Here is a 13,411-nt window from a genome sequence, read left to right on the forward strand (position 1 = left end):
GGTGGGATGGATGTGCAATTGCCGTACAACGTCAAAATCGAAGCGTTTGAAGGGCCGCTTGATCTGCTTTTGCATTTGATCAACCGCTATGAAATCGATATTTACGATATTCCGGTCGCGCAAATTACGGAGCAGTATATGGCGTACATTCACGCCATGCAGGAGCTTGAGTTGGATATCGCCAGCGAATATTTAGTGATGGCGGCCACCTTGCTTGCGATCAAAAGCAAAATGCTGTTGCCGCCCTCCAATGAGGAAGCTGTCGACGACGACATCGAGTGGGGCGATGACGGAGACCCGCGCGAGGAGCTGGCGCAGCGGCTGCTTGAATATAAAAAGTTTAAAGAGGCGGCGCGCGAACTGAAGCGGCGCGAAGAGGAGCGGGCGCTTTTGTTTACAAAGCCGCCGAGCGACTTAAGCGCATACGCGGATGAGAAAAAGGCGGCGCCGCTGGATGTGAACGTATACGATATGCTTGGCGCCTTGTCGAAGCTGTTGCGCCGAAAAAAACTGCAAAAACCGATGCGGGCGAAAATCTCCCGCCAAGATATTTCCGTCGAACAGCGCATGGCGGAAATTTTGCATGAACTAAAGCAGGCGAACGGGCGGAAAAACTTTTACGAGCTGTTTCCGTCCTACGATCGTTCGTATATCGTCGTGACGTTTTTGGCCATTTTAGAGTTGATGAAGCAAGATGAAATCATCGTTGAGCAAGAACGGAATTTCAGCGATTTGTTTCTGGCGGTGAAACCAGCCGGTTGAGGCGGTGCGGTTTGGCCGCGGCGGTTCGCTGCGGCGGGCCGCTTTTCTTTTGTTGTTTGCCCATGCCATGATAAGGCGGAGAGCTGACTCACATTGGGGTGAGAAGACTTGGGAAACGACGAAAACAGGAGGAAAGGAGGAGGGGCGCCAACGAGTTTGGCGTGGCAGAAGGGCGATGGAACAAAACGAAAGAGAAAAAAAGGGCGCCGGTGCGCCAAATTCGGCAAAGGCGATCGTGGAAGCGTTGTTGTTTGCTGCCGGCGATGAAGGGCTGTCACTTTCGCAAATCGCCGCTGTGTTGGAAGTCAGCGAGCTAGAGGCGAAAGCGGTGATCGAGGAGCTTCAACAAGACTGCCGACGGGAAGAGCGCGGCATCCAGCTTGTCGAACTTGGCGGCGTGTTTTTGTTGGCGACAAAAAAAGAACACGCCCCCTATTTAAAGAAGTTGGTCGAAGCGCCGGGAGCATCGCCGCTGTCGCAGGCGGCGCTTGAGACGCTCGCCATTATCGCATACCGCCAGCCGATTACGCGCGCGGAGATTGAGGAAATTCGCGGCGTAAAAAGCGACAAGCCATTGCAGACGCTGATGGCACGGGCGCTCATTAAAGAGGTTGGACGAGCCGAAGGAACCGGGCGGCCGATTTTGTACGGGACAACCCCGGAATTTCTCGATTATTTCGGGCTAAAAACGCTCGAGGAGCTGCCGCCGCTGCCGGAATGGGCGGACGATGGCGAATCCGAGCGGGAAGCGGATTTATTTTTCGAAAAATTAGCAGAAAATTTGAGCGATGGGCAGCCGGAATATGGTAAACTAAAGAAAAATGGCTGATCGGGAAGGAGAGCGCTCATGAACGTTTGCCGCCTGTACGGTGAAGAGCTGCAAAAGTCGCAATCGAACACGTTTGAAGACTATTTCAACCGCTCGGAAGTCACGTACCGCGACGGGGGCGAAGAGCGGACGCTGTCTGTGTTGTATTTGCGCCATTTTGAGGCGGCGCTGCTTGATTGGCTGCCGTATGAAAGCGATCCACTGTTTACGGCTAACGGGCGCGACATTCATTTGCGCGACATCATTGCTCTTGTCTGTTTATGGAAAAATCCGGCGTATCGGAAGCGAAAGCGCGTCTACATTCATGATGAAGAGGAATTGCGCCGTTATTTTGCTGAGGTAGACGCCAAAACGCTGCAGGCGCTTGTCAGCGAATGGGCGGAAACCGGCGAGTGCCGCTTGCCTGAACGGTCGGCGTAACGAGAAAATGCGGTTGGCGCCGCGTTTTCTGTGCGTCTGGACAAGGAAACCGTTTGGTGCAGCCGGCGGTTTGCCAAAGCAGCCTGCCTTTTTCAGAAAAAAGGGGGCTGACCCAAAACGCGAATATGTTTTGGGTCAGCCCGATTTTTTTGAGCGGTTTATCTATGGCTCATTTGCAGACCCGCTGCAGGGAAGCATCACCGCGATTCTGTTCTTCCTTGCTGTCTTTTCCTATGATGACTGCCCTCGCTCCTCTATGTATGAGCGGCCGGGAATTTGGGTGAATGCGGACAAGAACGATTTCCCCATGACAGCATACGATATGGCGAACAAAACAGGAGGAGGTTTTTACCAAATGGACGATCAGGTGTTGTTCGCCCAATATGCGGCTAGGGTGAACGAATGGGGAAATCAAGTCAAGGAGACGCTCGCTTTGCGTGGGGCAAGCACGGATGGCGCTTCGTCGCTGCTCGAGTTTATTGCCGAGCATGACGGCGAGTGGACGGAAGAGGCCGTCCGCGAGCTTCAGCGCCTTGCCGATGACGTGTATGTCGGTGCGCTTCGCCAGTATGTCATGGAAGCGGCTGCGTGGGGAAGACAAGTTGAACAGGCGCTGTCTGCACGCAGGATGGCTGAGGATGTTGGGCTTTCGTCTTTGTTGGCGTACATCGATGGACACGGCGATGAATGGACCGAAGAAGCGATTTACGAGCTCCAGCGTCTTGTCGATGACGTATACACTCGGGCCGTCCGCCTGGCTGATTCGTCAGCTGCCGATCGGGAAGAAGAGGCGACGCAAGAACAAGTCGAAGGGGAATCGGTGTCGCCTGAACTGGAGAGTGAAAACAAAGAGAACGAAGACGGATGGCTTGACACCAGCGGGACGGCAGAGCGGGTTGAGGACGCAAAAGAGCCGGCTTTTATGGCGGAGCTCTCCGACTCGCCGACTGATGCAGCTGACGGCGAGCCGGATCAAGCGGACAACGTGACCGATGGAAAGCGACGCTGGGTGGATGCGGACGACGGCGGTGAGCCGCGTCAACAAGTAGCGCCCGGCCGTCATGTCTTGCCGCCGCTGCCGTACCGTTATGATGCGCTCGAGCCGCATATTTCCGAAGAAATCATGCGCCTTCACCATACGAAGCATCATCAAAGCTATGTCGACGGTCTTAATCAGGCGGAGCGGATGATGGCCGAGGCGCGCCGGACGAACAATTTTGATCTGTTGAAACATTGGGAGCGGGAAGCGGCGTTCCACGGCTCCGGGCATTATTTGCATACAATCTTTTGGTACAACATGCATCCAGAGGGCGGCGGCGAGCCGCGCGGGGAGCTGCGGGCGCAAATCGAGCGCGATTTTGGCAGTTTTACCGCCTTTCGCCGTCATTTCACCGAAGCGGCGAAAAGCGCCGAAGGGGTCGGCTGGGCGCTGCTCGTTTGGGCGCCGCGAGCGCACCGTCTGGAAATTTTGCAGGCGGAAAAACACCAGCTCATGGCGCAATGGGATGTGATCCCGCTTCTCGTGCTTGATGTGTGGGAGCATGCCTACTATTTGCAATACAAAAATGATCGGGCGGCGTACATCGAACATTGGTGGAACGTCGTCAACTGGCGCAACGTTGAAGAACGCTTTCATGAGGCGCAGAAGCTTCGTTGGCAGCCGTTTTAAACGGGCGGGGGGGAACCCCCTGCCCGTTTTTTTGGGAGAGCAGGCGCTGCGATCCATCAGGACACCTGTCCGCCGTTTCAAGGAGCGGCTTTCTCTTTGCAGGGAAAATGTCATCAACGCGCCCAGCGCAAGCGCCGGAGCGGATCGTTCAGGCTGTCTCCCCTTGCAACAGCATTTTTTCATCATATTTGTCCCATCGAGGCATACACTTGTACAAAACGCGGCTTTGGGGTTCAGCCTGTTTCCGCCGCGACGTTTCTTCGGCTGCGGCCCGTTCAGCCTAATCGGAAAGGAGGAACAGGCGATTCCTCCCCGCTCCTTAAAGGAGGGGGATCCTCGCCGATATGAGATGAATAAGCAGAAGCGGCTCATTGCGCTCATTCTTGCACTCGCTGCGGGGATTATGGCATTTGTTCCAGAGCGGATGCGCGCTATGGATGGGGTGAGCGCAAAAAGCGCGATTTTGATAGAGCAGCATTCCGGGCGGGTTTTGTTTGCCAAGGATGCCTATACAAAACGGCGCATCGCCAGCATTACGAAAATTATGACCGCCATTTTGGCGATTGAATCGGGGAAGATGGACGACACGGTGACGGTCAGCGCCCGCGCTGTCCGGACCGAAGGGTCGTCAATTTACTTGCGCCAAGGGGAGAAAATCAAACTGCGCGATTTGGTATATGGGCTGATGCTTCGTTCCGGCAACGACGCGGCGGTGGCCATCGCTGAACATGTCGGCGGCAGCGTCGAAGGATTTGTTTTTTTAATGAACCAAAAAGCGGCTGAAATCGGGATGCGTGATACCGAGTTTGCCAATCCGCACGGGTTGGATGACGCGGAAAACCACTACTCAACCGCGTACGATATGGCGCTGCTCATGCAATATGCGATGAAAAACAAAGAGTTTCGGCGCATCTCGGGGACGAAGGTGTACCGCGCCCCCGCTCCGCCCGGCGAAGACGGCGCGCGTGTGTGGCGAAATAAAAACAAGTTGTTGACAAGTCTTTACGAATATTGCACCGGCGGCAAAACCGGCTATACGAAACGGGCCCATCGCACGCTCGTGACGACGGCATCCAAAGGCGGCATCGATTTGATCGCCGTGACGTTGGATGCACCGGACGATTGGAATGACCATATCGCTATGTACGAATATGGATTTTCTCATTATCACATCGCCAAAGTGAGCAGCGAGCGGGTGGTCGACAAAATTTCTGATCCGTTTTACCGCGGGCGGCTGCAGGCGGTCCGCGATTTGCGATATCCGGTGACCGATAAAGAGGAGAGCGGGCTGCGGGTGAAAGTGTATTTGCTGAAGCCGCGCAAGGAATGGGAAAAATACCCAGAACGGGCGCCGACAGAGGTCGGAAAGGCGGTGCTTTATTTGCATCAAAAGGCGGTTGATTCGGTGCCGCTGCTGTATGAACCGGGAAAGGAAGGAAGCGGCCGAGGGTTTTTATGGCAAGTATTTCGCTTTTTAGGTGTGAGAAGCGATGGTTAACCTCATTTGGGTGATGATGGCGGTCATTGGCATCGTCTTTGCGGCGGCCAACGGCACGATGGACGAAGTGAACAAAGCGGTGTTTGAAAGCGCCAAAGAAGCGGTGACGATCAGCATCGGCATGGTCAGCATTTTAGTGTTTTGGCTCGGGCTGATGGCGATCGCTGAACGCGCCGGCTTGCTTGACAAAGCGGCGCGCCTGTTTATGCCGCTCGTACGCCGCTTGTTTCCAGAGGTGCCGCCCGGCCATCCTGCGCTCGGCTATATCGTCTCGAATATGGTCGCCAACATGTTCGGCCTTGGCAATGCGGCGACGCCGATGGGCATAAAGGCGATGGAGCAGCTAAAAAAGCTCAACGGCGGCCGCGACGAGGCTAGCCGGTCGATGGTGACATTTTTGGCCATGAACACATCAGGCATTACGCTCATTCCGGCGACCGTCATCTCGATCCGCATGACGTACGGTTCAGCGGCGCCGAGCGAGATCATTGGGACGACGATCGTCGCTTCGACGATTTCGACGATTGGGGCGGTATTGATTGACCGGTACTATTATTGGAAACGGATGCGGAAAGGCAGGAAGCCATAATGGCCATCGTCCAACTTCTTTCTGTTTGGCTGATCCCTGCGCTCATTGCTTTTATTTTGCTTTACGGTACAGCAAAGAAAGTGCCGACGTACGAAGCGTTTGTGGAAGGCGGCAAGGAAGGGATCGAGATCGCGTTTTCGCTCATCCCGTATTTGGTCGGCATGTTGGTGTCGGTCGCCATTTTCCGAGCCTCAGGGGCGCTTGATGCCATGATGGAAGTGATCAAACCGCTGGCTGATGCCATTGGACTGCCGGCCGAAGTCGTTCCGCTTGCGGCTCTCCGCACGCTTTCCGGCACGGCGGCGCTCGGCATGACGACCGATTTGATCGCTACTTACGGCCCGGATTCGTTCATCGGGCGCCTTGCTTCTACGATCCAAGGCAGTACGGAGACGACGCTTTACGTGCTCACCGTCTATTTTGGCGCCGTCGGCGTCAAAAAAATGGGCGATGCGTTAAAAGTCGGCATTTTGGCCGACATTCTCAGCTTTATTGTTTCTGTTTTCATCGTTTTGTTTGTATTCGGGCGCTAGCGGCGCCTTTTTTCGTTCCCGCCGTCCGGCGGGTTTTTTGTTTGCAAAGGGGACGGGAAAGGTGAAAAATAAAAGTGCCGCACTTGTATCTGTTAGACGGAAAGGGTAAGATGATGAAAGAGGTGAGAGAGAATGGAACGGTTGCAAAAAGTGATCGCCCGCGCCGGCATCGCGTCAAGGCGCAAGGCGGAAGAACTCATTTTGCAAGGGCGGGTGAAAGTGAACGGCCGCGTCGTCAAGGAGCTTGGCGTCAAGGTCGGGCCGCGCGATGATGTCGAAGTCGACGGCATCCCGATCGAGCGCGAAGAGCCGGTGTATTATTTGCTGTACAAGCCGCGCGGGGTGATTTCCAGCGTCAAAGATGACAGAGGCCGCAAAGTGGTGACCGATTTTTTCAAAGATCTGGACAAACGCATTTATCCGATCGGGCGGCTTGACTACGATACGTCTGGACTGCTTTTGTTGACGAATGACGGCGACTTTGCCAACCTGCTTATGCACCCGCGGTATGAAATTGAAAAAGTGTACATTGCCAAAGTGAAAGGCATTCCAACGCACGAGCAGCTGAAACGGCTCGAACAAGGAGTGCAGTTGGAAGATGGCATGACGGCGCCAGCCAAAGTGAAGCTGCTCTCCGCCGACCGGAAGAAGGGGACAGCCATTGTGGAAATCCGTATCCACGAAGGACGAAACCGGCAAGTGCGCCGCATGTTTGAGGCGATCGGCTGCGAGGTGCTGAAGCTGAAGCGGGAGCGGTACGCGTTTCTCGATTTGAAAGGGCTGCGCCCCGGCGAATACCGCGAGCTGACGCCGCATGAGGTGAAGTTGCTGCGCGTCCTTGCCCAATCCGGGGGAAGAAAATGACGAAGATTGTCACATAACGTTCATATCCTTGCGCATAAACGAGCGAGGGACTTTGCTATAATGGAAAATGGGAGATTGTGAACCGCTTGCCTCCCCTCTACCGTTGGCTGTGGGGGAGGAGAAACGTAAAGGGGTTTGAACGATGAAAAAACAACAGCGCTTAGTGATGAGGACAGCGATTTTGCTCGTGTTGCTCGCGGCGATCGGCTATACGATTTACACGAATTTTTTCACGGAGAAAACGGCTGTCGCTGTTGGTTCGACGGCGCCTGATTTTGTGCTGACTGATTTGAAAGGGCATGAACATCGTCTTTCAGACTATCGCGGCAAAGGCGTTTTTTTGAACTTTTGGGGAACGTGGTGCAAGCCGTGCGAGCGGGAGATGCCGTATATGAACGAGCTGTACCCGATTTACAAAAAACAAGGGGTTGAAATTTTGGCTGTCAATGTCGGTGAACCGAAGTTGAGCGTTGAAAAGTTCGCGGAACGGTTCGGCCTGACATTTCCGATTGTGATCGACCGTCAAGATCAAGTATTGAACGCCTATAACGTCGGGCCGCTGCCGACAACGTTTTTGATTGACAAAAACGGCGAAGTAAAACAAATCATTACCGGAACGATGACGAAAGAAGACATCGAACGGCATCTAGAAAGCATCAAACCGTAAGGAGTTTTGCGCCATGGAACACGTCAAATGCGAATGCGGCCATGTCAATCCGCACGGCACGGCGTTTTGTGAGTCGTGCGGCAAGCCGCTTGCCGATTTGGGAGAAAAACTGATTTTGGACATGCGCTACGAAGGAAGCGCGCGCCGATCGCAAACGTACAAAAAAACGATGATCGACCAAATTTGGGCGTTTTTCTCGTCGGTCAAAGTCGGGGTGGCGCTCATCGTCATCACGCTCATCGCTTCGGCGATCGGCACGATTTTCCCTCAGCAAATGTATATTCCGCCGAACGTCGATCCGGCGGAGTATTATAAGCAGCAGTACGGCTGGGCAGGGAAGCTGTATTATGAGCTCGGCTTTAACAACTTGTACGGCTCATGGTGGTACATTTTGCTCATCGCCTTAATCGGCGTTTCGCTTGTCATTTGCAGCTTGGACCGGGTCGTTCCGCTTTACCGCGCCTTGAAGCGGCAAGGGGTGAAGCGCCATCCGCGCTTTTTAGAGCGGCAGCGGTTGTTTGGCGTCTCGCATGTGAGCGATCTCGACAAGACGATGGCTGTGTTGAAAGAACGGCTGGCTGCGCGGCGCTACCATGTCCGCGAGGAAGACGGGCATTTGCTCGCTGAAAAAGGGCGGTTTTCCCGCTGGGGGCCGTACGTCAATCATATCGGCCTCATCATTTTCTTGATCGGGGCGATGCTTCGTTCCGTTCCCGGCATGTACATCGATCGGGTGATGTGGATTCCGGAAGGGGAGACGAAAGAAATTCCTGGGACGAACGGCCGCTACTTTTTAAAGAGTGAAAAATTTATTTTTGAAACATATGAGAAAGGCAAAGACAACGAAGTGTTCAACGCTGCCATCGACCGCGTCGGCAACGGGATGATCGCCAAAAACTATCAAACAAACGTCGTGTTGTATAAGCGTGTCGGTCCTGTGATCCCCGGCGCCAAGCCGAAGCTTGAAAAAGTGAAGGAGTATCCGATTCGCGTCAACGAGCCGCTGGAGTTCGACCATTATGCGCTCTACCAAGTCGATTTCCGCTTGAATGAGCCGAAAGCGATGTCATTTCAGTTGGCGGACAAGCAGTCGGGGGAAACGTTCGGCACGGTGACGGTCGACTTGTATGATCCGAAAGAGTCGTACAATCTCGGACATGGGTATCGCGTTGAGCTATTAAGCTATTTTCCTGATTTTGAGTTTGATGAAGACGGCAATCCGTCAACGAAGTCGCGCGTGCCGAACAATCCGGCGTTCGTGTTCAAAATGTACGCGCCGGACCGTCCGAAAGGGGAAGTAAGCTTTGTCGCCATCCAGCAGACGATCGAACCGTTTGGCAACAACAAATACAAAATGGCGTTCGCGGGGCTTCAAACCCGCAATGTCTCCGGTTTGACCGTCCGCCGCGACTTTACGCTTTGGATTTTAGGGGTAGGCGGCGCGATTTTCATGATCGGGCTCATCCAAGGGATGTATTGGAACCACCGCCGCATTTGGGTGCAGCGGGTAAACGGTGAGCTATGGATTGCCGCGCACACGAATAAAAACTGGTTCGGCTTGAAAAACGAGCTGCGCCGTTTGCTTGACGGCACCGGCGTCATGATGCCGGCTGATCAGCTCGAAAACGACAAAAAAGCCGGACAAGGGGGACAAGTCCATGGACATGGTACAGCTTAGCAGCACGTTGCTATATATCGCGTTCGTTCTATATTTAATCGGCACGTTCTTTTTTGGCGGAGCCATTCGCGACAAGCGAAAAGAACGGCAAGAGAAGGATCGTTGGTCGCAGCTTGGCATCTCCGTGACGATCATCGGCTTTCTCGCCCAAGTCGGCTATTTTGTGACGCGCTGGATCGCCGCCGGGCACGCGCCCGTGAGCAACTTGTTCGAGTTTACGACCTTTTTCGGCATGATGCTGGTTGCTGCTTTCATTATTATTTATTTCATTTACCGGCTGAGTGTGCTCGGCTTGTTTGCGCTGCCGGTCGCGTTGCTTGTGATTGCTTACGCAAGCATGTTTCCGCGGGAAATTTCGCCGCTCATTCCCGCCTTGCAAAGCGATTGGCTGCACATCCATGTGACGACGGCGGCGGCTGGTGAAGCGATTTTGGCCATCAGCTTTGTCGCTGGGCTCATCTATTTGATTCGCGTCGTCGATCAATCGAAGCCGTCGAAACGGACGTTTTGGCTCGAAGTGGTCATGTTTTGCTTAATTACCACGCTCGGCTTTGTCATCGTTTCGACAGCGTTCGGTCTTTCTGGGTATGAAGCGAAGTTCACGTGGGTGGACAAAAACAAGCAGACGGTTGAGGTCATCTACGATATGCCGGCGCTCGTTGGGCCGCACAAAGGGGAGCTTATGAAAGAAAGCGCCGGCCGCATGGAGCCGCTTGTTGAGATGCCGGCGATCATCAATGCAAGAAAGCTCAATACGGTCATCTGGTCGCTCATAGCCGGAACGGCGCTGTACATCATGCTTCGGCTTCTCTTGCGCAAGCGCGTTGCCGCCGCGCTCAAGCCGCTCGTGAAGAACGTTAACTTGGATTTGACCGATGAGATCAGCTATCGGGCGGTGGCGATCGGCTTTCCGGTGTTTACGCTCGGGGCGCTCATTTTCGCGATGATTTGGGCGCAAATCGCCTGGACGCGTTTTTGGGGCTGGGACCCGAAAGAAGTATGGGCGCTTATCACTTGGCTGTTTTACGCTGCCTTTTTGCACCTTCGTTTGTCAAAAGGCTGGCATGGTGAAAAGTCGGCATGGCTCGCCGTCATCGGCTTTGCCATTATTATGTTTAACTTAGTGGCGGTCAACCTCGTCATTGCGGGATTGCACTCGTACGCCGGAACATAATGGAAAACAACCGGATGCTCTGTTGGCGAGCATCCGGTTTTTCGGTAAACTAGAAAATAGGGAGTATTTCCATTGATGATGGGAGGGTGCAAAGCATTGGAAAAACAAGAAAAAACCGTCCGTATTTTAGTGGTTGACGATGAAGAGCGCATCCGGCGGCTCTTGAAAATGTATTTGGAGCGGGAAAACTATGTGATCGATGAGGCCGGTGACGGCAATGAAGCGTTGGAGAAGGCGTTGACGAATGATTATGATGTCATTTTGCTCGATCTGATGCTGCCGGGCAAAGATGGAATTGAGGTGTGCAAAGAAATCCGCGCGCAAAAAACGACGCCGATTATGATGTTGACGGCAAAAGGCGAAGAATCCAACCGCGTGCAAGGGTTTGAAGTCGGCACGGATGATTACATTGTCAAGCCGTTCAGTCCGCGCGAAGTCGTGCTGCGCGTAAAAGCGCTGTTGCGCCGCGCGGCGAACGCCGCCTACGCGCCGGTGGAGACGACGGCGAAAGACGTGCTTGTGTTTCCGCATTTGACGATTGACAACGATGCCCACCGGGTGACGGTCGACGGCAAGGAAGTCAGCTTAACGCCGAAAGAATATGAGCTGCTTCTCTTTCTGGCCCGCTCGCCCGACAAAGTGTTCGACCGCGAACAGCTGCTCAAAGAAGTATGGCATTACGAGTTTTTCGGCGACTTGCGCACGGTCGACACCCACATTAAACGGTTGCGCGAAAAGTTGAATAAAGCGTTGCCGCAGGCGGGAAAAATGATCGTCACCGTCTGGGGCGTCGGCTACAAATTTGAGGCAGTGAGCGACTAATGTGGCTGTTTCGCAGCGTCGTCGGCAAGCTATGGTTTACGATTTTGTTGCTCGTTTCGTGCGTGCTGTTTATTTTAAGCATTTTGCTTATTAAATTTTTGGAAGATTATTATGTGCAGGAAGCGGAAAACGACTTGACCCGCCTGGCGACAAAAGTGGCCGAGGTGATGCACGATTACCGCGACGAGCAGCTTGCCCGCTCGATCGCTTGGACGCTTGTGGACAATCGAACGAAAGCCGTCATCGTCGCCGATGAGTCGCACTATTGGTATTCGCCTGGCGATGCTGGGTTGGACAATATGCCGCTGTCGTCGATTCGCCAAGATCGGGACTTGCGGCGTGTGCTGACAGATGGGAAAACGGTGAAAAAGCGTTTGTATATGCCGGAGCGGCATCCAAAAGAAAAGCTGCCCCGTGATATGATCATTGTCGGCGTGCCGATGTCGATGCCGGATGGCAGCCGAGGAGCTGTGTTTATCTATCAGTCGCTCGAGGCGATCGCCGACGCGACGGAGCGGACGAAAGAGTTAATTTTTCTCGCCGCGTTTATCGCCATTGTCATGACGACGTTTTTTGCCTTTTTCTTGTCGACGCGCATCACCGCTCCGCTCCGGAAAATGCGGCAAGCCGCGTTCGAAATGGCGCGGGGCCATTTCGATATGAAAGTGCCGATTTTAACGAACGATGAGATCGGTGGGCTGGCGATGGCGTTCAACCAAATGGGACGGCGTCTGCAGTTTAACATCAACGCCTTAAACCAGGAAAAAGAACAGCTCGCCAGCATTTTAAGCAGCATGGCCGATGGCGTCATTACGTTTAACCGCGACGGGGAAATTTTGATTACGAACCCGCCGGCTGAGCGGTTTTTGCAGGCGTGGTATTTTGAGCAAGGGAACGACGCGGAAGCGATGGCGCCGTTGCCGCCGCAAGTGAAAGAGCTGTTTGCCCGCGTCGTTCGCGAGGAGAAGGAGCAATCGACCGAAGTGACGCTGCAGGGGCGGACGTGGGTTATTTTAATGACGCCGCTGTACGGCAAAACGATGGTGCGCGGCGCGGTGGCTGTTTTGCGCGACATGACCGAAGAGCGGCGGCTTGACAAGCTGCGCAAAGACTTTATCGCCAACGTTTCGCACGAATTGCGCACGCCGATTGCCATGCTCCAAGGCTACAGCGAGGCGATCATCGACGATATCGCGGCGAGCGAAAAAGAGAAGAAAGAGATGGCGAAAGTCATTTATGACGAGTCGCTGCGCATGGGCCGCCTTGTTAACGATCTGCTTGACTTGGCGCGCATGGAAGCTGGCCATATCGAGCTAGAGTACGAACAAGTCAAGCTTGTTCCTTACATCGAGCGGGTGATCCGCAAGTTTTACGGGCTGGCGAAAGAAAAGCAGATTGAGCTGACAGCCGAGTTTCGCGATCGGGACATCGAAATCGCTCTCGATCCGGATCGGATCGAACAGGTGCTGACGAACTTAATTGACAACGCCATCCGCCATACGGAATCGGGCGGCACAGTTCGCCTCATCATCGAACCAAGCGGCGACGGCGTGACGATCCATGTCCAAGACTCTGGTTCCGGCATTCCCGAAGAGGATTTGCCGTTTGTGTTTGAACGGTTTTACAAAGCCGATAAAGCGCGCACGCGCGGCCGTTCCGGCACCGGGTTAGGCCTTGCCATCGCCAAAAACATCGTCGAAGCGCATAAAGGGCTCATTACCGTTCACAGCAAACTGAACGAAGGAACGACGTTTTCGTTTTATTTGCCGGCCCGCGGACCGAAAGGAGCGTAGCGCCGTTTGGAAGAGCGGGGAAGCCACGGCTTCCCTGCTTCTTTCATACTGAAGCGAACTGGTTGACGGATTTGTTTTAGTGGTATAGACAACTAGAATATATAATGTTATAA

13 protein-coding genes are annotated in these 13,411 nt (G+C 54.0%); all 13 read left to right on the forward strand.

Annotated elements, in window-relative coordinates:
- Positions 1 to 6 precede the first annotated feature (6 nt).
- The 13 genes from ACVX3G_RS09120 (at position 7) to ACVX3G_RS09180 (ending at position 13,298) form a co-directional block, all read left to right on the forward strand.
- Entirely contained in the window at positions 7 to 762 is a 756-nt protein-coding gene (locus tag ACVX3G_RS09120; protein ID WP_033007637.1) for a segregation/condensation protein A, read from the forward strand.
- Positions 763 to 937: 175 nt separating this feature from the next.
- Positions 938 to 1,591: an SMC-Scp complex subunit ScpB gene (scpB, locus tag ACVX3G_RS09125; RefSeq protein WP_011231772.1), complete on the forward strand. Its 654-nt coding sequence runs from the start codon at positions 938 to 940 to the stop codon at positions 1,589 to 1,591.
- Between the two features lie 18 nt (positions 1,592 to 1,609).
- Positions 1,610 to 2,011 (forward strand): hypothetical protein, encoded by a 402-nt coding sequence (locus ACVX3G_RS09130; RefSeq protein WP_011231771.1) that lies wholly within the window; start codon positions 1,610 to 1,612, stop codon positions 2,009 to 2,011.
- Between the two features lie 355 nt (positions 2,012 to 2,366).
- The gene (locus ACVX3G_RS09135; RefSeq protein ID WP_025039220.1) at positions 2,367 to 3,680 is read left to right on the forward strand and encodes a superoxide dismutase; all 1,314 of its coding nucleotides are present in this window, start codon (positions 2,367 to 2,369) and stop codon (positions 3,678 to 3,680) included.
- Positions 3,681 to 4,029: 349 nt separating this feature from the next.
- Positions 4,030 to 5,178 (forward strand): D-alanyl-D-alanine carboxypeptidase family protein, encoded by a 1,149-nt coding sequence (locus ACVX3G_RS09140; protein ID WP_014196241.1) that lies wholly within the window; start codon positions 4,030 to 4,032, stop codon positions 5,176 to 5,178.
- Positions 5,171 to 5,767 (forward strand): nucleoside recognition domain-containing protein, encoded by a 597-nt coding sequence (locus ACVX3G_RS09145; RefSeq protein ID WP_011231767.1) that lies wholly within the window; start codon positions 5,171 to 5,173, stop codon positions 5,765 to 5,767. The genes ACVX3G_RS09140 and ACVX3G_RS09145 overlap by 8 nt, the downstream gene beginning before the upstream one ends.
- Positions 5,767 to 6,300, forward strand: coding sequence for a spore maturation protein (locus tag ACVX3G_RS09150; RefSeq protein ID WP_011231766.1), 534 nt, complete (start codon positions 5,767 to 5,769; stop codon positions 6,298 to 6,300). The genes ACVX3G_RS09145 and ACVX3G_RS09150 overlap by 1 nt, the downstream gene beginning before the upstream one ends.
- Before the next feature lie 132 nt (positions 6,301 to 6,432).
- Positions 6,433 to 7,164 carry a pseudouridine synthase gene (locus ACVX3G_RS09155; protein WP_011231765.1) on the forward strand — a complete coding sequence of 244 codons (732 nt, stop codon included), beginning with the start codon at positions 6,433 to 6,435 and terminating at the stop codon, positions 7,162 to 7,164.
- A gap of 142 nt (positions 7,165 to 7,306) precedes the next feature.
- Positions 7,307 to 7,831 (forward strand): thiol-disulfide oxidoreductase ResA, encoded by a 525-nt coding sequence (gene resA, locus ACVX3G_RS09160; RefSeq protein WP_011231764.1) that lies wholly within the window; start codon positions 7,307 to 7,309, stop codon positions 7,829 to 7,831.
- 13 nt (positions 7,832 to 7,844) lie between these two features.
- On the forward strand, positions 7,845 to 9,509 hold the full coding sequence (locus ACVX3G_RS09165) for a cytochrome c biogenesis ResB family protein (RefSeq protein ID WP_014196240.1): 1,665 nt from the start codon (positions 7,845 to 7,847) through the stop codon (positions 9,507 to 9,509).
- Positions 9,496 to 10,683 carry a c-type cytochrome biogenesis protein CcsB gene (gene ccsB, locus ACVX3G_RS09170; protein ID WP_011231762.1) on the forward strand — a complete coding sequence of 396 codons (1,188 nt, stop codon included), beginning with the start codon at positions 9,496 to 9,498 and terminating at the stop codon, positions 10,681 to 10,683. The genes ACVX3G_RS09165 and ccsB overlap by 14 nt, the downstream gene beginning before the upstream one ends.
- 78 nt (positions 10,684 to 10,761) lie before the next feature.
- On the forward strand, positions 10,762 to 11,505 hold the full coding sequence (locus ACVX3G_RS09175) for a response regulator transcription factor (protein WP_479454605.1): 744 nt from the start codon (positions 10,762 to 10,764) through the stop codon (positions 11,503 to 11,505).
- On the forward strand, positions 11,505 to 13,298 hold the full coding sequence (locus tag ACVX3G_RS09180) for an ATP-binding protein (protein WP_014196238.1): 1,794 nt from the start codon (positions 11,505 to 11,507) through the stop codon (positions 13,296 to 13,298). Before ACVX3G_RS09175 ends, ACVX3G_RS09180 begins: the two co-directional genes overlap by 1 nt.
- Positions 13,299 to 13,411: the final 113 nt, after the last annotated feature.

It is taken from the genome of Geobacillus sp. PLS 41 (assembly GCF_056494105.1).